The sequence below is a fragment of the Nocardioides psychrotolerans genome, assembly GCF_900113685.1.
Taxonomy (GTDB): Bacteria; Actinomycetota; Actinomycetes; order Propionibacteriales; family Nocardioidaceae; genus Nocardioides; species Nocardioides psychrotolerans.
In genome coordinates this window covers 101832-126794 of record NZ_FOQG01000011.1, presented here as the reverse complement: position 1 = coordinate 126794, position 24963 = coordinate 101832, and the positions used below count along the sequence as shown (strand labels likewise).

At 69.0% G+C, this 24963-nt stretch carries 24 protein-coding genes; 2 read left to right on the top strand and 22 right to left on the bottom strand.

Annotated elements, in window-relative coordinates:
• Positions 1-28 precede the first annotated feature (28 nt).
• The 13 genes from BM204_RS14240 to dop form a co-directional block, all read right to left on the bottom strand.
• Positions 29-430, bottom strand: coding sequence for a hypothetical protein (locus tag BM204_RS14240; protein WP_091114573.1), 402 nt, complete (start codon positions 428-430; stop codon positions 29-31).
• Positions 427-1263, bottom strand: coding sequence for a twin-arginine translocase subunit TatC (gene tatC, locus BM204_RS14235; protein ID WP_091114571.1), 837 nt, complete (start codon positions 1261-1263; stop codon positions 427-429). The genes BM204_RS14240 and tatC overlap by 4 nt, the downstream gene beginning before the upstream one ends.
• A gap of 28 nt (positions 1264-1291) precedes the next feature.
• Complete coding sequence (gene tatA / locus BM204_RS14230) at positions 1292-1600, bottom strand: Sec-independent protein translocase subunit TatA (RefSeq protein ID WP_174813014.1); 309 nt, start codon at positions 1598-1600, stop codon at positions 1292-1294.
• 60 nt (positions 1601-1660) lie between these two features.
• Complete coding sequence (locus BM204_RS14225) at positions 1661-2635, bottom strand: helix-turn-helix transcriptional regulator (protein WP_091114565.1); 975 nt, start codon at positions 2633-2635, stop codon at positions 1661-1663.
• A complete protein-coding gene (locus BM204_RS14220) occupies positions 2632-3624 on the bottom strand; it encodes a helix-turn-helix transcriptional regulator (protein WP_091114564.1) in 993 nt (330 codons plus the stop codon). The genes BM204_RS14225 and BM204_RS14220 overlap by 4 nt, the downstream gene beginning before the upstream one ends.
• A gap of 54 nt (positions 3625-3678) precedes the next feature.
• Complete coding sequence (locus BM204_RS14215; RefSeq protein ID WP_091114561.1) at positions 3679-4614, bottom strand: FKBP-type peptidyl-prolyl cis-trans isomerase; 936 nt, start codon at positions 4612-4614, stop codon at positions 3679-3681.
• Between the two features lie 159 nt (positions 4615-4773).
• Entirely contained in the window at positions 4774-6135 is a 1362-nt protein-coding gene (gene pafA / locus BM204_RS14210) for a Pup--protein ligase (protein WP_091114558.1), read from the bottom strand.
• Positions 6136-6225: 90 nt separating this feature from the next.
• Positions 6226-7236: a putative endonuclease domain-containing protein gene (locus tag BM204_RS14205; RefSeq protein WP_091114557.1), complete on the bottom strand. Its 1011-nt coding sequence runs from the start codon at positions 7234-7236 to the stop codon at positions 6226-6228.
• 164 nt (positions 7237-7400) lie between these two features.
• Positions 7401-7940, bottom strand: a complete 540-nt coding sequence (locus BM204_RS14200) for an NUDIX hydrolase (protein WP_218031222.1) — start codon at positions 7938-7940, stop codon at positions 7401-7403.
• Entirely contained in the window at positions 7937-8830 is an 894-nt protein-coding gene (gene prcA, locus BM204_RS14195; protein ID WP_091114554.1) for a proteasome subunit alpha, read from the bottom strand. Before prcA ends, BM204_RS14200 begins: the two co-directional genes overlap by 4 nt.
• Positions 8827-9681 (bottom strand): proteasome subunit beta, encoded by an 855-nt coding sequence (gene prcB / locus BM204_RS14190; protein WP_091114552.1) that lies wholly within the window; start codon positions 9679-9681, stop codon positions 8827-8829. Before prcB ends, prcA begins: the two co-directional genes overlap by 4 nt.
• A complete protein-coding gene (locus BM204_RS14185; protein WP_091114550.1) occupies positions 9678-9875 on the bottom strand; it encodes a ubiquitin-like protein Pup in 198 nt (65 codons plus the stop codon). The genes prcB and BM204_RS14185 overlap by 4 nt, the downstream gene beginning before the upstream one ends.
• A gap of 89 nt (positions 9876-9964) precedes the next feature.
• Entirely contained in the window at positions 9965-11473 is a 1509-nt protein-coding gene (gene dop / locus BM204_RS14180; RefSeq protein WP_091114548.1) for a depupylase/deamidase Dop, read from the bottom strand.
• 209 nt (positions 11474-11682) lie between these two features.
• On the opposite strand from dop, the gene BM204_RS14175 reads away from it, so the two are divergent.
• Entirely contained in the window at positions 11683-12306 is a 624-nt protein-coding gene (locus tag BM204_RS14175) for a class I SAM-dependent methyltransferase (protein WP_091114545.1), read from the top strand.
• Positions 12307-12317: 11 nt separating this feature from the next.
• Here BM204_RS14175 and arc read toward each other — a convergent pair whose 3' ends face one another.
• The 4 genes from arc to BM204_RS14155 form a co-directional block, all read right to left on the bottom strand.
• Complete coding sequence (gene arc / locus BM204_RS14170) at positions 12318-14072, bottom strand: proteasome ATPase (RefSeq protein WP_091114662.1); 1755 nt, start codon at positions 14070-14072, stop codon at positions 12318-12320.
• A 101-nt stretch (positions 14073-14173) separates the two neighbouring features.
• Complete coding sequence (locus BM204_RS14165) at positions 14174-14905, bottom strand: glutamine amidotransferase (RefSeq protein ID WP_091114542.1); 732 nt, start codon at positions 14903-14905, stop codon at positions 14174-14176.
• Positions 14902-15888: a tRNA (adenine-N1)-methyltransferase gene (locus tag BM204_RS14160; RefSeq protein ID WP_091114540.1), complete on the bottom strand. Its 987-nt coding sequence runs from the start codon at positions 15886-15888 to the stop codon at positions 14902-14904. Before BM204_RS14160 ends, BM204_RS14165 begins: the two co-directional genes overlap by 4 nt.
• Before the next feature lie 66 nt (positions 15889-15954).
• Positions 15955-17088 carry a site-2 protease family protein gene (locus tag BM204_RS14155; protein WP_091114537.1) on the bottom strand — a complete coding sequence of 378 codons (1134 nt, stop codon included), beginning with the start codon at positions 17086-17088 and terminating at the stop codon, positions 15955-15957.
• A gap of 88 nt (positions 17089-17176) precedes the next feature.
• Here BM204_RS14155 and BM204_RS14150 point away from each other — a divergent pair, with 88 nt between their 5' ends.
• Entirely contained in the window at positions 17177-18115 is a 939-nt protein-coding gene (locus BM204_RS14150) for a RecB family exonuclease (RefSeq protein WP_091114536.1), read from the top strand.
• Positions 18116-18127: 12 nt separating this feature from the next.
• Here BM204_RS14150 and BM204_RS14145 read toward each other — a convergent pair whose 3' ends face one another.
• The 5 genes from BM204_RS14145 to metH form a co-directional block, all read right to left on the bottom strand.
• Complete coding sequence (locus tag BM204_RS14145; protein WP_091114533.1) at positions 18128-18757, bottom strand: response regulator; 630 nt, start codon at positions 18755-18757, stop codon at positions 18128-18130.
• Positions 18750-20000 carry a sensor histidine kinase gene (locus BM204_RS14140; RefSeq protein ID WP_170259158.1) on the bottom strand — a complete coding sequence of 417 codons (1251 nt, stop codon included), beginning with the start codon at positions 19998-20000 and terminating at the stop codon, positions 18750-18752. Before BM204_RS14140 ends, BM204_RS14145 begins: the two co-directional genes overlap by 8 nt.
• 50 nt (positions 20001-20050) lie before the next feature.
• Positions 20051-20416, bottom strand: a complete 366-nt coding sequence (locus tag BM204_RS14135; protein WP_143099774.1) for a hypothetical protein — start codon at positions 20414-20416, stop codon at positions 20051-20053.
• Positions 20417-20608: 192 nt separating this feature from the next.
• The gene (locus BM204_RS14130; protein ID WP_246166242.1) at positions 20609-21277 is read right to left on the bottom strand and encodes an HAD family hydrolase; all 669 of its coding nucleotides are present in this window, start codon (positions 21275-21277) and stop codon (positions 20609-20611) included.
• Positions 21278-24946: a methionine synthase gene (gene metH, locus BM204_RS14125; RefSeq protein ID WP_218031221.1), complete on the bottom strand. Its 3669-nt coding sequence runs from the start codon at positions 24944-24946 to the stop codon at positions 21278-21280. It lies immediately after the preceding gene.
• Between the last annotated feature and the right edge of the window lie 17 nt (positions 24947-24963).

Below are 24963 nucleotides of genomic sequence, written 5' to 3'. Positions count from 1 at the left end.
TCCGCGACTCACGCGGCGGTCGTCGGTGTCAGGGGTGACCGACGCGCAGCTGGACCGCGTAGCGCACCGGCGAGGCGCCGACGGCCTTGGCGAGCCGCCCGACCGCCTCGAGCGCCCGGTCGGCGTCGAAGGACGTGCCGGGCACCAGCAGCGCCAGCCTGCCGTCGTACGACGCCAGGTGGATCTGCCCGTGCCGCCAGGCCTGGTGGGTGGCCGATCTCAGCGGGGTCGCGGTCACCGGCTGGGGATAGGCCTCGTCGACCGCCAGCAGGTCGCAGGCGATCTCGTCGGGAGCCGAGACGAGCCGCCCCGGGACGCGGTGGCCGGTGCGCAGGCCGGCGTCGGAGGACCAGACGACGTCGCGCTCCCCCAGCCAGTCGGGCAGGTCGAACGGGTCGACCTCGACGGGCTGTGCCTGGCGAGGGGTCACAGGGGCGAGGCTTCGTCGGGCGAGAGACCGGCGAATTTGTTGCGTTTGGCCTTGCGCCGGTCGTTGTAGCGGGCGATGACCTCGGAGATGAGGAAGAGCACCACCATCGGGCCGGCCATCAGCGTCATCGTGAACGGGTCGGCCGACGGCGTGGCCACGGCGGCGAACACGAAGACGCCCACGATGATCCAGGGTCGGTGCGCGCCGAGCGCCTTGCCGGACACGACGCCGGCGAGGTTGAGCAGGACGACGAAAAGCGGGATCTCGAAGGAGATCCCGAAGACCAGCAGGGTGCGGCTGAAGAAGCTGAGGTAGTCGTTGAACTCCACCAGGTTGGTCAGGCCCTCGGGAGTGAAGCCGATCAGGATCTCGAGGCCCTTGGGGAGCGTGACGTAGCCCAGGAAGATGCCGGCGAGGAAGAGCGGGCCGGCGATCGCGGCGAAGACCCGCGACCAGCGGCGTTCCTTGGCGTGCAGTCCCGGCAGGATGAACGCCCAGATCTGGTAGAGCCAGATCGGGCTGGTCAGCACGACGGACGCGAGTCCACAGAGCTTGAGGTAGAGCAGCAGCCCGGCGCCGGCACCCGATGTCGTCGGCACCGTCGTGCCGTTGGGCAGCGCCTCCTGCGCCTGCTGGTAGGGCCCGTAGACCAGGTCGAAGAGCTGGTCGAAGAACACCAGCGAGACGGCCAGCCCCACGATGACCACGAGCGCGATCTTGAGGATGCGCCCCCGCAGCTCGCGGAGGTGGTCGGACAGGGCCATGCGCCCGTCTGCACCGACGGGGTGGACCGGCTTGCCGACGAAGAGCTGGACGATTCCAGTGATGCGCACGTGCAGATGCTCTCAGTCGACCCGCGTATCAGCTGTTACGGGTGTCGGACTGCTCGCTCGTCGGCGTCACGGGAGCCACCTCGGGCGCCGAGTCGACAGGAGCAGCAGGCGGGACGGGAGCAGCGGGCGGGATCTCGGCCTTGGGAGCCGGCGGAGCCGCGTCTGTCTCGTCCTTGTCAGCGTCGTCGTCGTCCTTGAGACCCTTGGTCTCGGCCTTGAAGATGCGCAGGGCCTGGCCGGTGCCACGGGCGAGGTCGGGCAGCTTCGCTGCTCCGAACACGAGCACGACGATGGCCAGGATCACCAGCCACTCGGCCCCCTGGGGCATACCAATCATCGGGTTGATCATCGTGACCTCATCTGTCGGTGTCGTTGCATGGTCATAGTACGTCGCGGGTCAGGCATACAGATTTAGCGCATCCTGTGCTGAGGCTGTGAAGGCGGTGCCGTAGGAGGCGGGAGTGACGACGTCGGCATGCGGCGCCAGGCGCAGCAGGAGGCGGGTCAGCCACCGCTCGTCGGCCACCTGGAGGTCGACCTCGAGCACGTTTCCGCGGCGGCGACGCACGGCCTCGACGGGGTAGTACTCGGTGACCCAGTGCGCCGGCGCACGCAGCCGCAACGTGACCGGTGTGGTCTGCGCGGAGGAGGTGAAGAGTCCGTCGCCGAGGTCGCGGGGCGCCGCGGTGGGCTCGGCCACCGGTGAGTCGAGCACCTCGGCGGCGGCTACACGGTCCAGACGGAAGAGCCGGGGCGCTTCGGCGCTGTGGCACCAGGCGTCGAGATACATCAGTCCGCCGCGCGAGATGACCGCACGCGGGTCGACGACGCGCTCGGACTCCTCGTCGCGGGTGGGCACGTAGTAGGTCAGCCGGACCTGCCGCTGGGCGGTGGTCGCCTCCTGCAGCCGTACGGCGAGCACCGCGCGGTCGGCGTCTCCCGCGTCGACGCCGGGGTCGATGTGGCCGGTGCCGCCGGCCTCCGCCGCGGCGACCTCGAGCTTGGCGAGCGCCCGGTCGACGACCTCACGGGTCTCGTCCTTGGCCCCGTCGCGCAGTGCTCGCAGCGCCACGATGATCGCCGAGGCCTCGGTGGGGCTGAGCCGGAGCGGTCGCGCGAGGTAGTCGGCGTTGGACACCCGGATGACACCCGCGTCCAGAGCGTCGACGTCGACATCGATGAGGTCGTCGGGGTAGCCGCCTGGAAGGCCGCACATGAGCAGCACCAACAGGTCCGCGACGAGCTGGTCGGCCGGCACCCCGAGGGCCGCCGCCGCATCGTCGATGCGGACCTGGCCGTGGGTGTGCAGGAACGGCACCAGCGTGAGGAGCCGCGCGACCTGGTCCTTGGCGCCCGTGGGTTGGGTGCTCACGAAGAAACCTCGGGGGTGGTGGAGCCGGTGGCGAGCGCTGCGGTGAGCCGCGCGACGACGGACGCGCGCACCGCGGCCGGCTCCTCGACGTACACGTCGCAGCCGTAGCCCAGGAGCTCGTCGGTCAGGCCGACGGTGGCGCGAGTGAGGACGATCCGGTCCCAGGTGGTGCGCTCGTCCGGACCGGGGACACCCTCGTGGACCTCGTCGGCGTCGCGGCGCAGCGGCACGCCGGTGCCGGAGCGGGCGAGGACGACGGCGCGCTCGGTGCTGGGGGGCGGGGCGAGCCGGCGGGCGACCGCGCTGACGTCGGTGCCCGGAGGGACGTCGTAGGCGCCGGGCTGGCCGACCTTGAGGGCAGCGCCCTGGACGCGGGAGAGGCGGAAGACGCGTTCGGCGTTGCGGTCGAGGTCGAGGCCCACGACGTACCAGCGACCGGAGTAGCGCGCGACGCCCCACGGCTGCAGGCGCCGCCTTCTCACCTTGGCCTGGCCGGTGCGGCCGTAGTCGAACTCGACGGCACTGCGCTCCTGCACGGCCTCGAAGAACACGTCGAACGTCGGCTCGTCGGCGCTGAGGCGGGGCTGGGCGATGTCGAGGGCGGAGACGTCGACGGGCACGCCGAGAGCGGTCAGCTTGCGCACGACCTCGGTGGTGGCCTCCGCGAGGCGGGCGTGCTCCCAGACCTTGGTGGCCAGCCCGATGACCGCAGCCTCGTCGGGCTCGAGGTCGATGTCGGGCAGGGCGAACTCGTCGGGCCGGATCCGGTAACCCGGCTCGTCGTCGAAGTAGGCGTCCATATTGCCCACCTCGACCGGCACGCCGAGGCTGCGCAGCTCCTCCTTGTCGCGCTCGAACATCTTCTCGAAGGCGTCGGTGGAGGAGTCCGCGTAGAGCATGCTGCGGATCCGCTCCTTCGGCACGAAGTGCCGTTGGACGAGCAACATGATGAGCAGGTTGAGCAGTCGCTCGCTCTTGCTGCCGGCCATGGTGTGGATCCTTGCAGGTCGAGGGGCTGCTCGGTCGGGTGGGTCAGGGACGCGTCAGGCGGCGGAGATGATGTCGACCACGAAGTAGAGCGTGCTGTTGGCCGGGATGTTGGCCTGCTCCTGCTCGCCGTAGCCCAGCGCGGGCGGGATGGCGAGCAGCACGCGACTGCCGGCCTTGACGCCCTCGAGACCGAAGGTGAAGCCGGGGACGAAGCCGGAGAGCTCCAGGGAGAGGGGCTCCCCGGAGAAGCTCTCGTCGAACGGCTTGTCGGCGTCGTAGACCGATCCCAGGTAGTTGACCTTGACCTTCATGTCGGTCGTCAGCACCTTGCCGTTCCCCTCCTCGAGGACGGTGCGCATCAGGTCGCCGTCGGCCTCGGGCTCGGGGAGACCGGTGAAGTCCAGGGCCGTGGGCACGCCCTTCTCCTCGACGATCTTCGGCATCCTCGACGCGGGCACCTCGACGGGCTCGGGGGCCTCGTAGAGCTCGACCAGGTCCACGAGGACCAGCACTGAGTCCTGGTTGCCGATGCCGAGCTGCGGGTTGCCGGACTCGCCGAAGGCCTCCGGAGCCGAGGCTGTCACGGCGACGCGCGACCCGATCGCCTGGTCGAGCAGGGCATCCCTGAACACCGCGAGGAGCTCGTCGTTGACCGTGATGGTCTCCGGCTGACCGCCCTGGTCGTAGGTGCTGAAGGTCTTGCGCTGGGTGAAGCCGTTGCCGACCCAGTAGTTGACCGTGACCTGGTCATCCTCGGCGACCGTGTCCCCGTCACCCTCGACGAGCACCTCGACCTCGATCCCGTCCGCCGACATCTGGTCCTTCCAGGTCACCTTCGGCGCCTTGCCCGGGTCTCCACTCACGCTGACGGCATCCAGCCGGTCGAGCCCCGATGCTTCCTCCCCTGTGTCGTCGCCACACGCAGCGAGCGTCGTCAGGAGCAGGACGGAGACGGCCAGGGTCGCAGGGCGACGAAGACGCGAGAGCACAGGGATGTCCTTCGGGAGCAGGTCAGTACGGCGCCGTCACCTTACAAGCCGTGGCTGAGAAGTGCCGACAGGCCTCAACGGGTGGCGGTTTGGTCACCAACCGCAACTCCATCTGCCGTTGAGCTGCGGTTGGTGACCAAACCGCAACCCGTGGCGCGCTCACATGCCGTCGATGAGCCGCTGCACGCGCTCGTCGTGGGCCCGGAACGGGTCCTTGCACAGCACGGTGCGTTGGGCCTGGTCGTTGAGCTTGAGGTGAACCCAGTCCACGGTGAAGTCGCGGCGCCGCTCCTGGGCCTTGCGGATGAACTCACCACGCAGTCGGGCACGAGTCGTCTGCGGCGGGACCGACTTGGCCTCGAAGATCTTCAGGTCGGTGCTCACCCGCGCCACGGCGCCGCGCTTCTCGAGCAGGTAGTAGAGGCCTCGTCCGCGGTGGATGTCGTGGTAGGCGAGGTCGAGCTGGGCGATCCTCGGGTGCTCCAGCGGCAGTCCGTGCGTGGCACGGTAGCGCTCGATCAGCTTCCACTTGATGACCCAGTCGAGCTCTCTGTCCACCAGGCCGAGATCGTCTGACTCGACGGCCTTGAGACCTCGCTCCCACAGGTCCAGCGACCGTTCGATGAGCGGCGTGCTGATCTGACGGCGGTCCACGAAGTCACGCGCCTTTGAAAGGTATTCGCCCTGGATCTCCAGGGCGCTCGCCTCGCGCCCGTTGGCCAGGCGGACCTTGCGACGCCCGGTCATGTCGTGGGAGATCTCGCGGATGGCGCGGATCGGGTTCTCCATCGTGAGGTCGCGCATCACCACGCCCTCCTCGATCATCCGCAGCACCAGGTCGCAGCTCGCGACCTTGAGCATCGTGGTGGTCTCGCTCATGTTGGAGTCACCGACGATCACGTGGAGCCGGCGGTATTTTTCCGCGTCCGCGTGCGGCTCGTCGCGGGTGTTGATGATCGGGCGGCTGCGCGTGGTCGCGCTGCTCACGCCCTCCCAGATGTGCTCGGCGCGCTGCGAGACCGAGAACGACGCGCCGCGTGGCGTCTGCGTGATCTTGCCGGCCCCGACGACGATCTGCCGGGTCACCAGAAAGGGGATCAGGATGTCGGCCAGCCGGCTGAACTCACCGGCACGTCCCACCAGGTAGTTCTCGTGACAGCCGTAGGAGTTTCCGGCAGAGTCGGTGTTGTTCTTGAAGAGGTAGATCTCGCCCTGGATGCCCTCGTCGTGGAGTCGCTGCTCCGCGTCGAGCAGCAGGCCCTCGAGGACCCTCTCGCCCGCCTTGTCGTGCGTCACGAGCTCGGCGATGTCGTCGCACTCAGGCGTGGCGTACTCCGGGTGGCTGCCGACGTCCAGGTAGAGCCGCGCGCCGTTGCGGAGGAAGACGTTGCTGGATCGGCCCCAGCTGACCACCTTGCGGAAGAGGTAGCGGGCCACCTCGTCGGGACTCAGCCGGCGCTGCCCCTTGAACGTGCACGTCACGCCGTACTCGTTCTCGATGCCGAAGATCCGTCGGTCCACACCCAGACCCTACGGCCCACGATCCAGCCCGTCTGCCCATTGCCCGTGCGACAAGGTTGCGGTTTGGTCCCGAACCGCAACGATGCGGACCTACCCCGTGGGTTGCCACTCCACCTGGCCAGTGAGCCGCTGCCAGCGCATGTGCAGGCGCTCCCGGCAATCCTCGGAGTAGCACGAGCTGAGGACCAGGGATCGCCACCGGTGAAGCCGTCGCAGCTGATGAGGTCGTTCCAGGAGCCGGTCCAGCTCGTGCATCACTGTGAGGGGATGGTTGAGCAGGTCGTCGAGGGTGAACCCACGCCGCTCGTAGTGGGGCGACAGGCCGCGCTCTCGTCTCAGGTCGGTCCGGTGCTGGTCCTTGTCGCGGTGGTGCCCGCCGTCGTACTCGTGGACGTGGCGAGTCCCCCGCAGCAGCAGGTCCGCTCGTCCCAGGGACGTTCCACGGTCGTCGAAGAGCTCCACCTGCGGGTCGGCAGGAACGTCGCAGACGTCGTGGAGGATCTTCAGCAACACCTCTCCTGGCGACTCGCACTTCCGATCGGACAAGTGACACGCAGCCCGGAGGCGTCGTACGCCGGGACGACGCGACGCGAGGAGCCTCTCGAGGCGCTGCTGGTCGATGTCACCCACGCGCAGTGCTGACGTGAGCATGATCGCGACGTCGAGGGTCCCCAGGTCGCGGCTCGCCCGCAGCAGGATCTCCTCAGCCGCCGCGACGGGCAGGCCGTGCCGCAACTCGTCGGGAGCATCGCTGACCAACCTCGACACGATGAGGCCACAGCGTCTCGGCCGCGCCACATCACCTGGGACCGACGCGAAGACCGGCACCTGGCGCGGCAGCTGGGGAAGGTCCCAACCCCGCAGTCGTGCTCCCGTCACGTGGGTGAACGCAGCCCCCTCGGGCAGGACCAGACGGAAGGCCTGCAGGTCCTTGACCAGCTCAGACCATTCGTCGCCCTGGGTCGCCGAGCGGTAGAGACCGAAGCTGACGCGACGATGCCCGGCCGTGCGTACCTCCCCGCGCTGGGCATCGCCCACCTGCTCAGAGGTCAACAGACGCCAGTGCGGCGGCTCGGGTAGCTCCTCGGCGTCCTCGGTCATGGCTTCAGCCTGGGCATCCGGTGCGTCCGGCAAACCCGACCCACGGCGGCCTGTGGATATCCGTCGGACCCGTCACACGCACTGACGATGTGCGGTTTGGTCACCAACCGCATGTCCTGGGGGCCTGGGGCCGCGGGCGGTGACCAAACCGCAGCTCCAGCCCGTCAGAGAAGACCGAGATGATCCAGCGCGAGGTACGCCTGGTCGGTGGTGCCGAAGCCGCCGGAGCGCAGCTCGTCGCGAAGCTGTGCCAGCGACAGGAGGCACACCGCGATGTCCTCGTGCTCGTCGAGGGACTGCGGCGCGGACCGTAGGCAGTCGTGCGCGACCGTCACCCACCGACTCTCGGTGCTCTTGTAGGGCGTGGTGCGGGTGACGACGTCCCACCGCTCGCCGACGTAGCCGGTCTCCTCCAGCAGCTCGCGGGCGGCCGCGTCGAGGACACTCTCGCCCTCGTCGATCAGCCCTCCGGGCAACGAGGGCATCACCCGGTCGGGCCCGGGACGGAACTGGCGGATCGCCACCACCTGCCGAGCAGGGGTGAGGGCGAGCACCACCACGGAGTCGGGGCTCTCGACCAGGTCCCAGTCGCTCTCGCGGCCGTCGGCCTGCCGCATGCGGCGACGTACGACGCGTGTGTAGCCGGCGTAGACGGGCCGGTCCTCCCCTACCTGCTCCCAGCCCGCCACACCGTCAGAAGTCACAGAGCGGGGCCGCCCGGGACACCCGAGGTCGGTGCCACCGGCGGCTCCGACTCACCCGTCACGGGATCCTCCAGCGGCGCGACGTGACCGCTGGTCTGGTCTGTGGGGTCGCTCGGGTCGTCCGGCCCACCGGCGCTGGACGCCGTGCCAGGACGGGTGTCCTCGGGGTCGGGCTCGTCCGGCGTGGACGGGCCTCGCTCCCCCAGCAGCGTCGACAACCGCGCCGGGCTGACCCGGCTGAACTTGCGGGGCTGGCTCCGGGTCCGGTCCAGGATGGCCACCTCGAGGTGGTCGACGTCGATGACGCGATCGGCGTCGTCGGTGTGACCGAGGGCAGCGACCGCCAGGCGCACGGCGCTCTCGAGCGACTGGTCGGGCTTGTAGTGCTCCTTGATGTAGGTGGCGACCATGTCGGACGCACCGCCCATCACCGCGAAGCCCTGCTCGTCGGCCACCTGCCCGTCGTAGGTGAGGCGGAAGATCTGGTCGCCGTCGGCGGTGTCGCCGATCTCGGCCACGAAGAGCTCCACCTCGTAGGGCTTCTCACCACCGCTGGAGAAGATCGTGCCGAGCGTCTGGGCGTAGGCGTTGGCCAGGCCCCGACCGGTGACGTCGCGCCGGTCGTAGGCGTAGCCGCGCATGTCGGCCAGGCGTACGCCGGCGATGCGGAGGTTCTCGAACTCGTTGTAGCGACCGACGGCCGCGAAGGCGATCCGGTCGTAGATCTCCGAGACCTTGTGCAGCGCCTGCGAGGGGTTCTCCGAGGCGAAGAGGATGCCTTCGGCGTACTGGATCGTCACGACGGAGCGACCCCGGGCGATGCCCTTGCGCGCAAAGTCCGCCCGGTCCTTCATCAGCTGCTCGGGCGAGACGTAGAACGGCATGCTCATCGGTTGCCCCCCGTCGCTCCACCGGTCAGGGGTGCGCCCGGGCCGTCGGGCCGGATCATCCGTCCCGCGATGACCCGGTCGGCGATCTCGGCGACCTCGTCGTCGGGCACGCGCCGCCCGCCCTCGGCGGTGATGACCCGCACGACCGGGAAGATCCGCCGCGCGAGGTCAGGTCCGCCCGTCGCGGAGTCGTCGTCCGCGGCGTCGTAGAGCGCCTGGACGAGCGCGGTGACGCACCCGGTCTCGTCGAGGTCCTCGCGGTAGAGCTTCTTGAGCGAACCCTTGGCGAAGAGCGAGCCGGAGCCGACCGAGAAGAACGCCTGCTCCTCGTAGCGCCCGCCCGTGACGTCGTAGCTGAAGATCCGCCCGTGGCCCTGACGCAGGTCGAAGCCGGCGAACAGCGGCACGACGGCGAGACCCTGCATCGCCATCCCTAGGTTGGCGCGGATCAGGGCCGAGAGACGGTTGGCCTTGCCGTCCATCGACAGCGTCGTGCCCTCGATCTTCTCGTAGTGCTCGAGCTCGGTCTGGAACAGTCGGACCATCTCGACCGCGAGGCCAGCAGCGCCGGCGATGCCGACGATGGAGTACTCGTCGGACGGGAAGACCTTCTCGATGTCGCGCTGGGCGATGATGTTGCCCATCGTCGCGCGGCGGTCACCGGCCATGACCACGCCACCGGGGAACGTCGCGGCGACGATCGTCGTCCCGTGCGGGGCGAGATCGCCCACCTGTCCCTGGGGAAGCGCCCGACGCCCCGGGAGGAGGTCCGGGGACTGGGAGGCCAGGAAGTCGCTGAACGACGAGGTCCCCGGCTGCAGGTAGGCGGCGGGAAGCCGAGGGTCGGTCACTGGCCGCCCTTCTGGATGAACGACTTCACGAAGTCCTCGGCGTTCGACTCCAAGACCTCGTCGATCTCGTCGAGGATCGCGTCGATGTCACCTTCCAGGGCTTCCCTGCGCTCGGCGACGTCGGTCTCGGGGGCGACCTGGGTCGCCTCCTCGGTCTCCGAGGACTTGCGCGGTTGCTTCTGCTCTTGGGCCATGTCCCGACCCTATCCACTCACCCCCAGTCGTTTCGACAGGCTCGAGCAGCGGAATCGGCCGGAGTCCTCGCCCCCGCGGGGGCGAGGACTCAACGTGTCAGGGCGGTGAACAGCTGCTCGGCGGTGTCGCACCGGTCCAGGAGCTCACCGACGTGCGCCTTGCTGCCACGCAGCGGATCGATAGTGGGCACCCGCTGCAGCGACTCACGCCCCGGGAGGTCGAAGATGACGGAGTCCCAGGAGGCGGCGGCGACGTGCTCGGCGTACTTCTCCAGGCACCGACCGCGGAAGTAGGCGCGGGTGTCGGTCGGCGGGTCGTGCATAGCGCGCTCGACGGCCGCGTCGCCGAGGAGCCGGTCGATCCGGCCCGAGGCCACCAGCTTGTTGTAGAGGCCCTTCTCGGGACGGATGTCGGAGTACTGCAGGTCGATCAGCGCGAGCTTGGCGTCGTCCCACGCCAGGCCGTCGCGGTCGCGGTACTGCTCCAGGAGCTTGAGCTTTGCCACCCAGTCCAGCTCGGCGGCGCAGAGCATCGGGTCCTCTTCGAGGCGGTCGAGGACCGACTCCCAGCGCGCGAGGACGTCGACGGTCTGGGCGTCGGCGTCCGAGCCGAGCCGGTCCTCGACGTATTTCTTCGCCAGGTCGAGGTATTCCAGCTGCAGCTGCACGGCGGTCAGGGTGCGTCCGTCGCCGAGCGTGAAGGTCTGCTTCAAGGAGGGGTCGTGGGAGACGGCTCGCAGGGCCGAGACCGGGCCGTCGACGCTGAAGTCGGTGGCGATGAACTTGTCCTCGATCATCGCCAGGACCAGGGACGTCGTGCCGACCTTGAGGTAGGTGGATATCTCCGAGAGATTGGCGTCGCCGATGATGACGTGGAGGCGTCGGTACTTCTCGGGGTCGGCGTGCGGCTCGTCGCGGGTGTTGATGATGGGCCGCTTGAGGGTGGTCTCGAGGCCCACCTCGACCTCGAAGAAGTCGGCGCGCTGACTGACCTGGAAGCCGTGCCCGCGGCCGTCCTGGCCGATCCCCACACGCCCGGCCCCGCACACGACCTGTCGGCTGACGAAGAACGGCGTCAGGTGGCGCACGATGTCCGCGAAGGGCGTGCTGCGGCGCATCAGGTAGTTCTCGTGGGCGCCGTAAGAAGCGCCCTTGTTGTCGGTGTTGTTCTTGTACATCGCGATGGGTGCGCCCCCCGGGAGCAACCCCGCGCGTCGCTGCGCGTCGAGCATGACCTGCTCGCCGGCCTTGTCCCACAAAACGATGTCGAGGGGGCTGGTGACCTCGGGAGTGGCGTACTCCGGGTGCGCGTGGTCGACGTAGAGCCGGGCGCCGTTGGTGAGGATCACGTTGGCGAGCCCGAGGTCCTCGTCGGTGAGCTGGCTGGGGTCCGCGACCTGCCGGGACATGTCGAACCCACGCGCGTCGCGCAGCGGCGACTCCTCCTCGAAGTCCCACCGCGCCCGACGAGCCTTGACCGTGGCGGACGCGTAGGCGTTCACCACCTGCGACGAGGCCACCATCGGGTTGGCCAGGGGTTGACCCTGGACCGAGATGCCGTACTCGACCTCAGTGCCCATCACTCGCCGGACGCTCATGGGTCGAGCGTACGTGCCGCGGTGAGGCTCAGCGCTTGCGGAGCACCATCTGGGCCAGGTAGATGATCACGAGGACGACGACGATGATGATGATGATCTTCACGGGAAAACCTTTCGAGCTGCGACCGCCACGGTGACGTCGCCGAATATCTGTAGCACGCTGGGCCCACGGGTGGGCTCACCCGCCGAGGTGTCGAAGGAGTCGACTGATGGGTGCATGGGAAGACCGGGTCGTCCCCCGGCTCGTCGACAGGGCGCTGCGCGGCCCCGACATCGAGGCGTTGAGGGCGAGGGTGTGCGCGGGTGTCTCGGGTGACGTGCTCGAGCTCGGCTTCGGCAGCGGCCTCAACGTGCCGCACCTCTCCTCGGAGGTGGCGACGCTGTCCGCCGTGGAGCCCTCCGACCTCGGCTGGTCGTTGTCGGAGGATCGCCGCCGCAACAGCCGGGTGCACGTCGAACGCGTCGGCCTCGACGGCCAGCGCCTCGCCGCGAGCGAGGCGTCGTACGACGTGGTCCTGTCCACGTTCACGCTGTGCACCATCCCCGACGTCGAGCAGGCCCTCGCCGAGGTGCGCCGTGTCCTGAGGCCGACGGGCAGCTTCCACTTCCTGGAGCACGGTCTGGCACCGCAGGCGGGCGTGGCAACGTGGCAAGCACGCCTGGAGCCGCTGCAACGCCGCGTCGCAGGTGGCTGCCACCTCACCCGTGACATCGCGTCCCTGGTGCAGGCGGCCGGTCTGGAGATCATCGAGCTCTCGACCGACTACCTGCCCGGTCCCCGCGTCGCCCGGCCGTGGTCGTTCGGCTACCTCGGGCGAGCTGCGCCGGTCTGAGGGGGGCGGGGCTAGAGGTACTGACCGGTGTTGGCCACGGTGTCGATCGACCGGCCGGGCTCGGTGCCCTGCTTGCCGGTGACGAGCGTGCGGATGAAGACGATCCGCTCGCCCTTCTTGCCCGAGATGCGGGCCCAGTCGTCGGGGTTGGTGGTGTTGGGGAGGTCCTCGTTCTCCTTGAACTCGTCGACGCAGGCCTGGAGCAGGTGCGAGACCCGCAAGCCCTTCTGGTCGTGGTCCAGCAGGTCCTTGATGGCCATCTTCTTCGACCGGTCCACGATGTTCTGGATCATGGCGCCGGAGTTGAAGTCCTTGAAGTAGAGGACCTCCTTGTCACCGTTGGCGTAGGTGACCTCGAGGAAGCGGTTCTCCTCGGTCTCGGTGTACATCCGCTCGACCGTCGCGCGGATCATCGCGTCCACGCAGGCCTGCCGGTCGCCACCGAACTCGGCGAGGTCGTCCGCGTGCAGCGGCAGCTCGGCGAGGAGGTACTTGGTGAAGATGTCGCGCGCTGACTCCGCGTCGGGCCGCTCGATCTTGATCTTCACGTCGAGCCGACCCGGGCGCAGGATGGCGGGGTCGATCATGTCCTCGCGGTTGGAGGCGCCGATGACCAGCACGTTCTCGAGCAGCTCGACGCCGTCGATCTCGCTGAGCAGCTGCGGGACGATGGTGTTCTCCACGTCCGAGGAGACACCTGAGCCACGGGTGCGGAAGAGGGAGTCCATCTCGTCGAAGAACACGATGACCGGGGTGCCCTCGCTGGCCTTCTCACGCGCGCGCTGGAAGACCAGCCGGATGTGCCGCTCGGTCTCGCCGACATATTTGTTGAGCAGCTCGGGACCCTTGATGTTGAGGAAGTAGGACTTCCCCTCCTGCCCGGTCTTGGCCGCGACCTTCTTGGCCAGCGAGTTGGCGACGGCCTTCGCGATCAGCGTCTTGCCGCATCCCGGGGGCCCGTAGAGCAGCACGCCCTTGGGCGGCTTGAGCTGGTGCTCCTTGAAGAGCTCGGGGTGCAGGTAGGGCAGCTCCACGGCGTCGCGGATCTGCTCGATCTGCCTGCCGAGACCGCCGATCGACTCGTAGTCGATGTCGGGGACCTCTTCGAGGACGAGCTCCTCCACCTCGGACTTGGGCACCTTCTCGTAGACGTAGCCGGCTCGCGAGTCGAGCAACAGCGAGTCCCCGGCCCGGATCTTCTCCTGCAGGAGCGGCTCCGCGAGGCGTACGACGCGCTCCTCGTCGGCGTTGGCGATCACGAGCGCTCGCTCGCCGTCGGCGAGCAGCTCCTTGAACATCACCACCTCGCCGACCTGCTCGTAGTCGAACGCGGCGACGACGTTGAGCGCCTCGTTGAGCATCACTTCCTGGCCGCGGCGGAGCTCGTCGAGCTCGACACCGGGGCTGACGTTGACGCGCAGCTTGCGTCCGCCCGTGAAGACGTCCACGGAGTCGTCCCCGTTGCGCGCCAGGAAGGTGCCGAAACCGGCCGGCGGCTGGGCGAGCCGGTCGACCTCGTCCTTGAGCTTCATGATCTGGTCGCGGGCCTCGCGCAGCGTGTCCGCGAGGCGCTCGTTCTGCGAGGTCACCGCTGCCAAGGACCGTTGGGCATCGGCGAGACGAAGCTCCACACCGCGAGACTGCGTGGGCGCTTCGTCGAGACGCCGGCGCAGCTCGGTCACCTCGGACTCGAGGAAGCGCACCTGGCTCTCGAGCTCAGCGCTGTTCCGACCGCTACCGCTGGACACACCATCTGTCGACGACATGAGGTCCACCTCCTGTTCTTGTGACACTACCGGGGTGGCCACACAACCGACGTGGATATTCGCCGGTGTTGGTCACGTTTTGCCCTCGCCCCGGCAACAGGTCAGCGGGCGTGCAGGTGCGAGAAGTTGCGCAACAGCAACCCAGGCTGGTCGACCCGGACCTCGGAGGCGGCCGCCTGCAGGCTGGCGACCTCGGCGGGATCGAAGTACCCGTGCCCCGCGTAGACCGCGATACGCGTCCTGATCCCGGCCAGGTCCAGCTCGGGGTGGAACTGGGTGGCGTAGACGTTCGCCCCCACCCGGAAAGCCTGGACCGGGCAGGCGGCCGAGGTCGCCAGCACCGTCGCGCCGTCGGGGACGACCGAGAGCGCCTCCTTGTGGCCGCCGTAGGCCGCGAAGCTGCGCGGCAGACCCGCGAAGAGCGCGTCCTGGACGCCGTCGGCGGTCACCGACACGGACAACGGCCCGACCGGCTCGGGGTGGGACCGGTCCACCAGGCCGCCCTGGTGGCGACCCAGGGTTCCGATCCCGTAGCAGGCGCCGAGGAACGGGAAGTCGGCCGCGACGACCCGGTCGAGCACCAGCTCCAGGTCCTCCTCCGTGCGTCGCTGCTCGGCCGACTTCTCAGGCTCCGGGTCGGAGACGCAGAAGGCGCCACCGCCCAGGACGATGCCGGACCACTGGTCCAGGTCGATCCAGCCCAGCCCGGCCTGCCCGAGCTGGCGTCGCTCGAGATCGGCAGAGCCGACCTCGAGGAACCGGGTGAACGCGTCGTGCTCCTCCTCCGCCGCATCCGCCTCGGCCCGGATGGACAGCAGGAGGAAGGGCTTCACGACTCGGGTGTCTCCGGTGCCTCGACCTCGGGCACGTCGGCGGGCCGCGGACCGGTGTAGTCGGGGCCATAGGCGCCGGGTGCGGGGCGCCTGGTCTTGCGGGGCGCCTTCTCCCCCGGGGCCATGCGGCGCGCGGTGACGAGGAAGGCGGTGTGCCCGATCATCTTGTGCCCAGGGCGCACGGCGAGGCCCTCGACGTGCCAGTCACGCACCAGCGACTCCCAGGCCTGCGGCTCGGTGAAGCCGCCGTGGAGCCGGACGGTCTCCATGAAGCGGGAGAGCTGGGTGGTCGTGGCGACGTAGGCGCACACGATCCCGCCGGGGCGCAGGGCGTCGGCGGTGGCCTCGAGGCACTCCCACGGGGCCAGCATGTCGAGGATGACCCGGTCGGCGCGCTTGCCCGAGCGGGGCAGCTCCTCGGCGAGGTCACCGAGCTCCAGCGACCACGCCGGGTGCGTCTCGCCGTCGGGGGCACCGAAGAACTGGTGGACGTTCTTGCGGGCGACGTCGGCGAACTCCTCGCGCCGCTCGTAGGAAGTCACGCGCCCGAACGGGCCGACGGCACGCAGCAGCGAGCAGGTCAGCGCACCGGAGCCGACCCCGGCCTCGACCACGTCGGCGCCCGGGAAGATGTCGGCCATCGCGACGATCTGGGCGGCGTCCTTGGGGTAGACCACCGCAGCACCGCGCGGCATCGAGACCACGAACTCGGAGAGGAGGGGACGGAAGACGAGGTACTGCCCGCCCGACGTCGAGGTGACCGTGAACCCCTCCTCGCGGCCGATCAGGTCGTCGTGGGACATCCCGCCCCGGTTGGTGTGGAAGCTCTTGCCGGCCTCGAGGCAGATGTTGTGCTTGCGGCCCTTGGTGTCGAGCAGGCGCACCCACTCCCCCGCCCGGAGAGGGCCACGGTGGACGCCCGACCAGGCCTGGGGGGCGACGTCGGCAGCGGCAGGAGCGGGATCTGGAGTAGTCGAGGACACCGCGGAACCCTACTGCCCGTGCGGTGGAGCATGACGGGCCGGATGTCAGCGGTTGGAATTGCTCGTCTAGAGCCGCACCGCTCGGTCGACGTCGGCGGTCGCGAGCACGCCGTAGACCGTGCCGTCCTCCTCGACGAGGACGTACTCGGCGGCGGGCGCTCGCTGGATGGCCTGGATCAGCTCCTCGCCCGAGAGTCCCACCGGGATGCTGAGTCCGTCCTCGAGGGTGCGTGCCACGGTGGACACGGCGACCCAGGGACGGCGCTCCTCGGGGGTCGCGAGCAGCGCCGCCTCATTGACGACGCCGACAGGCTTCCCGCTGCCGGTGACCGTCACGATGCTGCCGGCCTCGGCGACCTGGGCTCGTCGTACGGCCTCGGCAAGGGGCAGGTCGCCGGGGACCGAGAGAGTACGCCGCGCGAGGTCGCGGGCCCGCAGCAACGGGAGGCGCGAACGCACCCGGGCAGACGTCATGGCCTGGGTGGCGCCTGCCCACAAGAACGTGGCGATCACGAACGAGAGCACGAAGTCGAAGATGTCGGGTGGCCGTCCGAAGACCTGCTCCTGGACCAGCGGCCAGAGCAGGACGACGAACGCCGTCACGCGTCCGCCCCACGCCGCCGCGATCGTGCCGCGGTGGACGTCGCCGGTGACCCGCCAGACCGCGGACTTCAGCACCCGTCCGCCGTCGAGGGGCAGCCCTGGGACGAGGTTGAGCACGCCGACCAGCAGGTTGGCCCCGGCCAGTCCCTCGACCGCCATGAGCAGCAGTCCGTCGGGGGTGATGAACCAGAGCCCCAGGGCCGCCAGGCCCACGGCGATCGACGTGAGGGGCCCCACCACCGCGATCCAGAACTCCTGGCGCGGGGTGCGCGACTCCCCCTGGATGGCGGTCATCCCGCCGAGGAAGTGCAGGGTGATCGAGGTGACCTGGAACCCGTAGCGCCGGGCGACGACCGCGTGGGATGCCTCGTGCAGGAGCACCGAGCCGTAGAGGACGACCGCGAAGGTCAGCCCGGCGACGTACTTCCACGGCCCGAGGCCCGGCTGGACCTGCTCCACGCGTGGAGCCATCAGGAAGGCGATGAGCGCGGCGATGAGGAACCACGAGGACGAGACGAGCACGTCGCTGCCCGCGATGGTGCCGAGCTTGAAGGTCCCCGCGGGACGGGGCTCTCGGCGTTGCGCAGGCTCGGACACGTGTCGAATCTAGCCGACCGGACCCCGCCGGGCCTGGTCGCACCTGCTTGTCGGCGCCCTCCCCTAGGCTCGCCGACGTGAGGCGAGGATGAGTGAGACCGATGGCTCAGGCTCAGGCCCGGGTCCGGTGGCCGGGGTGGAGCCGCGCTCCTCCCCCGCCGAGCGCGTCTCCACCCCGGTCGACGGTGTCGCGGTGCTCGGCGCTCTGTCCCCCAGCCGGGCCGGAGACTTCCTGACCTGCCCACTGCTCTACCGCTTCCGCACGATCGACCGCCTGCCCGAGCCTCCCTCGCCCGACGCGGTCAGGGGCACGGTGGTGCACAAGGTCCTGGAGAACCTCTTCGACCTGCCGGCCCTCGACCGCACGCCGGCGCGGGCCCGCGACCTGCTGATGCCGGCCTGGGACGCGCTCCTCGAGGCCGAGCCCGGCGTGGCGGAGATGTTCGGGACCGAGGGGCCGGACGTGGTGTCGTGGCTGGCGTCGTGCCGGACGGTGATCGACCGCTACTTCGGGCTCGAGGACCCGCAGCGCCTCGAGCCGGCCGAGCGCGAGCTCTACGTCGAGGCGCTGCTCGACTCCCGGCTCCTGCTCCGCGGCTTCGTCGACCGCATCGACGTCGCCCCGGACGGCGCCATCCGGGTCGTGGACTACAAGACCGGTCGCTCCCCTGCCGAGGGCTTCGAGGGCAAGGCGCTGTTCCAGATGAAGTTCTACGCGCTGGTCCTCTGGCGCACCCGGGGCGTGGTGCCCGCGATGCTGCAGCTGGTCTACCTCGGCAACGGCGAGATCCTGCGCTACGTCCCCGACGAGCAGGACCTGCTCGCCACGGAGCGCAAGATCGAGGCCATCTGGGCGGCGATCGGACTGGCCCGCGAGTCCGGCGACTGGCGCCCCCGACGCAGCCGGCTGTGCGACTGGTGTGCGCACCGGGCGCTCTGTCCCGCATGGGGTGGCACCCCGCCGCCGCTGCCGGTGGTGCAGGACCTGAGGATCGCTCACCCACCGCACGGTGCGCCAGACCCGTGAGGTCACCAGCCGTCAGAGGCCGTTGCGCTCGACCCACAAGGCGGCCTGGGTGCGGTCACTCACGCCGATCCGGGCGAACGCCGAGGTCAGGTGGGCCTTGACGGTGCGCTCGCTGATGCCGAGACGGCGGGCGATCTGCTTGTTGGCCAGGCCCTCCTTGACCAGGCCGAGCACCTCGGACTCGCGACCGGTGAGCTGCACGTTGGCGGAGCCGGCCCTCGTGCCGATCAGGGCACGGGCGGCGCGGGGGTGGATCGGGGACTCCCCGCGGCTCACCGCGCGGATGCCGTTGAGGACGTCGTCGGGGTCGGCGTCCTTGAGCAGGTAGCCCACCGCACCGGCGTCGAGGGCACCGAAGATGCGTTCGCTGTCGGAGAAGGAGGTCAGCACCAGGACGTCGGCGAGCTTGGCGCTCACGATGTGACGCGTCGCCTTCACCCCGTCCATCCCGGGCATCTGCAGGTCCATGAGGACCACGTCGGGCCGTGTGCGCTCGACCACCGCGATGGCCTCGGCGCCGTCACCAGCCTCCCCCACGACCACCATGTCGTCCGTGGCGGCCAGCAGCTGGCCCATCCCGAGCCGGATCACGGCGTGGTCGTCGACCAGGACGACACGGATGGGGGTGGCGGGGTCACTCATCGACGGCCACCTCGAGCCGTACGGCGGTCCCCTCGCCTGCTGCCGAATCCACCCGGAGCCTCCCCCCACTGTCCTTGACCAGGCTGGTCATGCCCCTGAGACCGTAGCGGTCCGAGGCAGGTGCGGCGTCGGCAGCGAAGCCGATGCCGTCATCGACGACCTCGAGCACCAGCACCTTGCCGTCGCTCCGGACGGTCACGGCGATGGTCGACGCCTGGGCGTGGCGCAACGCGTTGCGCACGGCCTCCTGGGCGACCCGCCACACGAGTGCGGCCTGTTGGTCGGTCGCGGTCTCGGCTCCCTCGACGCTGATGGATGCCTGGATCCCGAGCGCACTCGCGGGAGCCGTCAGGTCGGCGAGCGCCGCCGCCAGTCTGTCGGCGTGGATCTCCGGGGGGTGGATCTCCGCGAGCAAGGCGCGCAGGGACTTCAAGGTGTCTCGGATTGCCTGGTTCGCGGACATCAAGGATGTCTTCACGTTAGGTGAGAGGTCGGGTTCACGGGCGGCAGCAGCGATCGAGAACGACGTCCCGGCCAGGTCCTGGACCACACCGTCGTGCAGGTCACGGGCAATACGTCGGCGCTCTGCGTCAGACGCTTCCAGTCCTCCGCGGAGCAGTCTCTCGCGCTCGAAAGCAGCGACTTTCACCTGCCGCGTGAGCACTACCAAGATGGGTGCGACGAGCAGGAGGAGCAGGACGAGTGCACCTACCGTGATGAAGTTGAAGGGTTCGTAGATCTGTTGGCGCCGTTGCTCGATCCCGTCTAGCGAGTAGTACCCCTCGAAGAGCAGCTTGGTGCCGTTCGGCGCCTCGATGCGGGTAAAGATCTGCACGATGTTGTCCGTGCCCGCAGTGAGAGCCGGAGCAGTTGTAGAGGGGTCGCCCTCCACAAGTTGCCCTGTGCCACCCTCATCGAAAACACGTTGTTGCTCGGGCGTCAGGCCAAAGTCGCGACCGATGAGCTCAGTGCGGTCCGAGTAGACGACCACTCCCTGCTCGGACCAGATGTATGTGCGCTTGAGCGAGTCGAGGTCGAGGCGGCCGGCAATGATGCGGTCGAACCGGTCGAGTGAACCGGCGTTGCCCTTGACCAGACCCATCGCCATGCCGGACGGCAGCGCAGGGTTGACTACGGAGGTGGCGAGCACCTCGTTGATGGTCTGGGCCTCAGCCAACGCCTCGCGATTCGCCGCTTGAGTTGCCAAGATGTTCGTCCCGAGGGTCAGGATGACCAGCGTCACGAAACCGATGGCAAGGAACCGCGCGATGGGGCTCTTGACCAATGAGCGGATCAGGTGACGACGTCCACTCGGCATACTTCGCGCGTGCGCATGTTCTCAGCGCGAAAGACGACAACGTCACTTCCAGTAAAATCGATCATGAGGCGCCTGATCCGGAGTGATCGATCGGCATCCTTGGCACGAGTCTCGCCACGCGCTGAGAACTCACCATCATGAAGCATGCGCCACTCCCACACGTCCTCGTCATCACTCCAAACGACTCCGATGACGACAAGGCGGCCATCACCGTCAGAGTCGACCCGCAACCGGGTGCTGCTCGAGACTGAACATGTCTCCCGGTCCACACCGTCGTCGTCTCTCGCCGCTGCGAAAGGAGCAGTGACGAGGGCCGCTACACCCAGCACGAAGCTGAGCATGACGACGAGGGTGGACCGGGGCGACATGGTGACTTACTCCTACTGGGATCTCGCGAGGACGCGATCCCCGGAGTGCGCTTAGTGTGACGCAGGGAAGGCTCAAGCGACATTGTCCAGGAGTACTAGGACCATGACCAGCCCGCGTCCCCCATCCGGGTCATGAGCGCGGTCATGAGCGCGGTCTTGGACAGGTCAGGACACGAGGCTTCCGAGGTCGGCGAGGGTGACCTCGGTGAGGTCGGCGCGGACGTGACGGCGCACGCCGGGAGCCACAGGCACGTGGTTGGGCACCACCAGGACCTGGCAGCCGGCGGCTTCGGCGGAGGTCGTGCCGGTGTTGGAGTCCTCGATCGCGACGCAGTCCCCCGGGTCGACGCCCAAGGCAGCCGCTGCGGTGAGGTAGGGCTCCGGGTGCGGCTTGCCGTGGGTGACCTGGTCACCGGTGACCACCACGGAGAACGTCGACGGCGGGAGCTCGAGCAGGATCGGGGCCACGAAACGCTCGTAGGACATCGTCACCAGCGCGAGAGGCACACCCGCAGCATGCAGCGTGAGCAGCAGCTCCCGGGCGCCGGGGCACCACGGCACGTGCTGCTCGACCTTGGCGACCACACCGTCAAGGAGGAGATCGACGATCTTCTCGGGCTTCAGCGCGATCCCCATGTGCTCGCGGATGTAGCGACCGGAGGTGAGCAGGTCGTTGCCGACCAGGGCGAGGGCGTGCTCCTGGGTCCAGGTGCCGCCGTAGGTCGCCGCGAGCTCGAACTCGGTCTCGATCCAGTAGGGCTCGGTGTCGACCAGGGTCCCGTCCATGTCCCACAGGACCGCGGCGGGAGCGACGGCAGGAACGGTCAGGCTCACTCAGTCCTCCGGGTCGTAGCCGAGGTTCGGCGAGAGCCAGCGCTCGGCCTCCGTGAGCGTCCAGCCCTTGCGCTCGGCGTAGTCGGCGACCTGCTCTCGTCCGATGCGCCCGACGACGAAGTACTGCGACTGCGGGTGCGAGAGGTACCAGCCCGAGACTGCGGCGCCGGGCCACATCGCCATCCCCTCGGTGAGCTCGATGCCGGTCCTCTCGTGGACGTCGAGGAGCTCCCAGAGCGTGACCTTCTCGGTGTGCTCGGGACAGGCCGGGTAGCCGGGCGCGGGCCGGATGCCGTCGTACTTCTCCGAGATCAGGGCCTCGTTGTCGAGGCTCTCCTCCGGCGCGTGTCCCCAGAACTCCTTGCGGACCCGCTCGTGCAGGCGCTCGGCGAACGCCTCGGCCAGGCGGTCGGCGAGCGACTCGAGGAGGATCGCCGAGTAGTCGTCTTGCTCGGCCTTGAACGCGAGGATGCGGTCGCCGGCACCCAGGCCGGCGGTCACGGCGAACGCCCCGACGTGGTCGGGGAGCCCGGTCTCGGCGGGTGCCACGAAGTCGCCCAGGGACCGGTTGGGCACGCCGTCGCGGTGGTCGCCCTGCTGGCGCAGGTTGTGCAGCCGGGTGAGCACCTCGGTGCGCGAGTCGTCGGTATAGATCTCGATGTCGTCGCCGACGGCGTTGGCCGGGAAGAGGCCGAGCACGGCGTTGGCGGTCAGCCACTCCTCCTCGATGAGCCGGTCGAGCATCTTCTGGGCGTCGTCGTACAGGGACCGCGCGGTCTCCCCCGTCGCCGGGTTGTTGAGGATGTCGGGGAACTTGCCCTTCATCTCCCAGGCGTTGAAGAACGGCTGCCAGTCGATGTAGTCGCGCAGCTCGGCCAGGTCGTAGCCCTCGAGCACGTGGACGCCCGGCTGCTGCGGCGCCGGCGGCTGGTAGCCCTCCCAGTCGATCGGGGTCCGGTTGGCGCGTGCCTTCTCGAGCGGGACCATCGGCCGGTCGTGCTTGGTGGCGTGCCGCCGTCGCAGGGCGTCGTAGTCCTCCTTGACGTCGACCATCAGCTTGGGTCGCTGCGCGTCGCTGAGCAGGGCCGCCAGCGTCGGGACCGAGCGCGAGGCGTCCTTCACCCACACCACCGGGCCGTCGTACTTGCCGTCGACCTTGACCGCTGTGTGGGCGCGCGAGGTGGTGGCGCCGCCGATCATCAGCGGGATCGTGAAGTCCTGGCGCTGCATCTCCGCGGCCACGTTGACCATCTCGTCAAGGGACGGAGTGATCAGCCCGGACAGGCCGATCGCGTCGGCGCCGATCTCGCGGGCGGTATCGAGGATCTTCTGGGCAGGCACCATCACGCCGAGGTCGATGACCTCGAAGTTGTTGCACTGCAGGACCACGCCCACGATGTTCTTGCCGATGTCGTGGACGTCGCCCTTGACGGTGGCCATCACGATCGTGCCGTTGGTGTCCTTGGCGGTGGCGTACTCGGGGTTGTCGAGCTTCTCCTGCTCGATGTAAGGGATCAGGTAGGCGACGGCCTTCTTCATCACGCGGGCCGACTTCACGACCTGCGGCAGGAACATCTTGCCGGCGCCGAACAGGTCGCCGACGACGTTCATGCCGTCCATCAGCGGCCCCTCGATCACCTCGATCGGCCGGCCGCCGCGCTCGGCGATCTCGGCGCGAAGCTCCTCGGTGTCGGACTCGGCGTAGGCGTCGATGCCCTTCACGAGGGCGTGGGTGATGCGCTCGCCCACGGGCAGCTCGCGCCACTCCTCGGCGGCCGCCTCGACCTTCTCGCCCTCCTGGTTGTGCGCCTCGGCGATCTCCAGCAGCCGCTCGGCGGCGTCGGGGCGGCGGTTGAGGACGACGTCCTCGATCCGCTCGCGCAGCTCCGGCTCGACCTGGTCGTAGACCACGAGCGCACCGGCGTTGACGATGCCCATGTCGAGGCCGGCCTCGATGGCGTGGAAGAGGAACACTGCGTGGATCGCCTCGCGCACCGGGTTGTTGCCCCGGAACGAGAACGACACGTTGGAGATGCCACCTGAGACCTTGGCGCCCGGGAGGTTCTGCTTGATCCAGCGGGTGGCCTCGATGAAGTCCCGGCCGTAGGACGCGTGCTCCTCGATGCCGGTGGCCACCGCGAACACGTTGGGGTCGAAGATGATGTCCTCGGCAGGGAACTCCACCTCGTCCACCAGGATCCGGTAGGCGCGCTCGCAGATCGCCTTGCGCCGCTCGAGGTTGTCGGCCTGGCCGTCCTCGTCGAACGCCATCACGACCGCGGCGGCGCCGTACTTCTTGCACAGGCGGGCCTGCGCCCGGAAGGCGTCCTCGCCCTCCTTCATGGAGATCGAGTTGACGATCGGCTTGCCCTGGACACACTTCAGGCCGGCCTCGATCACCTCCCACTTGGAGGAGTCGACCATCACCGGCACCCGACTGATGTCGGGCTCGGAGGCGACCAGCTTGAGGAAGCGGTCCATCGCGGCGACGCCGTCGATCATGCCTTCGTCCATGTTGACGTCGATGACCTGCGCGCCGTTCTCCACCTGCTGGAGCGCGACCGCCAGGGCGGCGTCGTAGTTTCCGTCCTTGATCAGGTTGCGGAACTTTGCGGAGCCGGTGATGTTGGTGCGCTCGCCGACGTTGACGAACAGGCTGTCCTCGGTGACCGTGAACGGCTCGAGGCCAGAGAGCCGCATGGCCGGGGGTACGACGACCGGCTCGCGGCGGGGCTTGCCCGCGACGGCCTGCGCGATCGCGGCGATGTGGGCAGGGGTGGTGCCGCAGCAGCCGCCCACGAGGTTGACGAAGCCGCTGTCGGCGAACTCCTCGATGATCGCCGCGGTCTCCTCGGGCACCTCGTCGTACTCGCCGAACGCGTTGGGCAGGCCGGCGTTGGGGTAGCACGACACGAAGCTGTCGGCCAGGCGGGACATCTCGGCGATGTAGGGGCGCATCTCCTTCGCGCCGAGCGCGCAGTTGAGACCGACCGCGAGCGGGCGCGCGTGGCGGATGGAGTCCCAGAACGCCTCGGTGACCTGGCCGGACAGTGTGCGGCCCGACGCGTCGGTGATCGTGCCGGAGATGATGACGGGCCAGCGGCGGCCGTAGTCCTCGAAGAGCGTCTCGACGGCGAAGATCGCGGCCTTGGCGTTGAGCGTGTCGAAGATCGTCTCGATGAAGAGCAGGTCAGAGCCGCCGTCGAGGAGACCGCGGCCGGCCTCCAGGTAGGCCGTGACCAGCTGGTCGTAGCTGACGTTGCGGGCCGCCGGGTCGTTGACGTCGGGCGAGATCGAGGCCGTACGGGTGGTCGGGCCGAAGGCGCCGGCGACGTAACGCGGACGCTCGGGCGTGCGCTCGTTCATGGCGTCGACCTCACGGCGCGCCAGCCGGGCGGACTCGAAGTTCAGCTCGTAGGACAGCTCCTCCAGGCCGTAGTCGGCCAAGGAGATGGAGTTGGCGTTGAACGTGTTGGTCTCGACGATGTCGGCGCCGGCCTCGAGGTACTCGCGGTGGATCTCGGCGATGATCTCGGGCTGGGTCAGCGTGAGCAGGTCGTTGTTGCCCTGGAGGTCGCTGGGCCAGTCGGCGAAGCGATCGCCGCGGTAGCCGGCCTCGTCGGGGCGGTCCCGCTGGATCGCCGTCCCCATGGCTCCGTCGATCACCATGATCCGCTCCTGCAAGG

What these genes read in the sequence shown, in the direction of transcription:
- prcA (WP_091114554.1), bottom strand. Translation starts at nt 8,830, where the DNA reads ATGAGCATGCCGTTCTACGTCTCGCCCGAGCAGCTGATGAAGGACCGG.
- BM204_RS14220 (WP_091114564.1), bottom strand. Translation starts at nt 3,624, where the DNA reads ATGGCCGGCAGCAAGAGCGAGCGACTGCTCAACCTGCTCATCATGTTG.
- arc (WP_091114662.1), bottom strand. Translation starts at nt 14,072, where the DNA reads ATGTCGTCGACAGATGGTGTGTCCAGCGGTAGCGGTCGGAACAGCGCT.
- dop (WP_091114548.1), bottom strand. Translation starts at nt 11,473, where the DNA reads ATGAGCGTCCGGCGAGTGATGGGCACTGAGGTCGAGTACGGCATCTCG.
- BM204_RS14135 (WP_143099774.1), bottom strand. Translation starts at nt 20,416, where the DNA reads ATGCTCAGCTTCGTGCTGGGTGTAGCGGCCCTCGTCACTGCTCCTTTC.
- BM204_RS14175 (WP_091114545.1), top strand. Translation starts at nt 11,683, where the DNA reads ATGGGTGCATGGGAAGACCGGGTCGTCCCCCGGCTCGTCGACAGGGCG.
- BM204_RS14145 (WP_091114533.1), bottom strand. Translation starts at nt 18,757, where the DNA reads ATGAGTGACCCCGCCACCCCCATCCGTGTCGTCCTGGTCGACGACCAC.
- tatA (WP_174813014.1), bottom strand. Translation starts at nt 1,600, where the DNA reads ATGATTGGTATGCCCCAGGGGGCCGAGTGGCTGGTGATCCTGGCCATC.
- metH (WP_218031221.1), bottom strand. Translation starts at nt 24,946, where the DNA reads ATGGTGATCGACGGAGCCATGGGGACGGCGATCCAGCGGGACCGCCCC.
- BM204_RS14205 (WP_091114557.1), bottom strand. Translation starts at nt 7,236, where the DNA reads ATGACCGAGGACGCCGAGGAGCTACCCGAGCCGCCGCACTGGCGTCTG.
- BM204_RS14150 (WP_091114536.1), top strand. Translation starts at nt 17,177, where the DNA reads ATGAGTGAGACCGATGGCTCAGGCTCAGGCCCGGGTCCGGTGGCCGGG.
- BM204_RS14185 (WP_091114550.1), bottom strand. Translation starts at nt 9,875, where the DNA reads ATGGCCCAAGAGCAGAAGCAACCGCGCAAGTCCTCGGAGACCGAGGAG.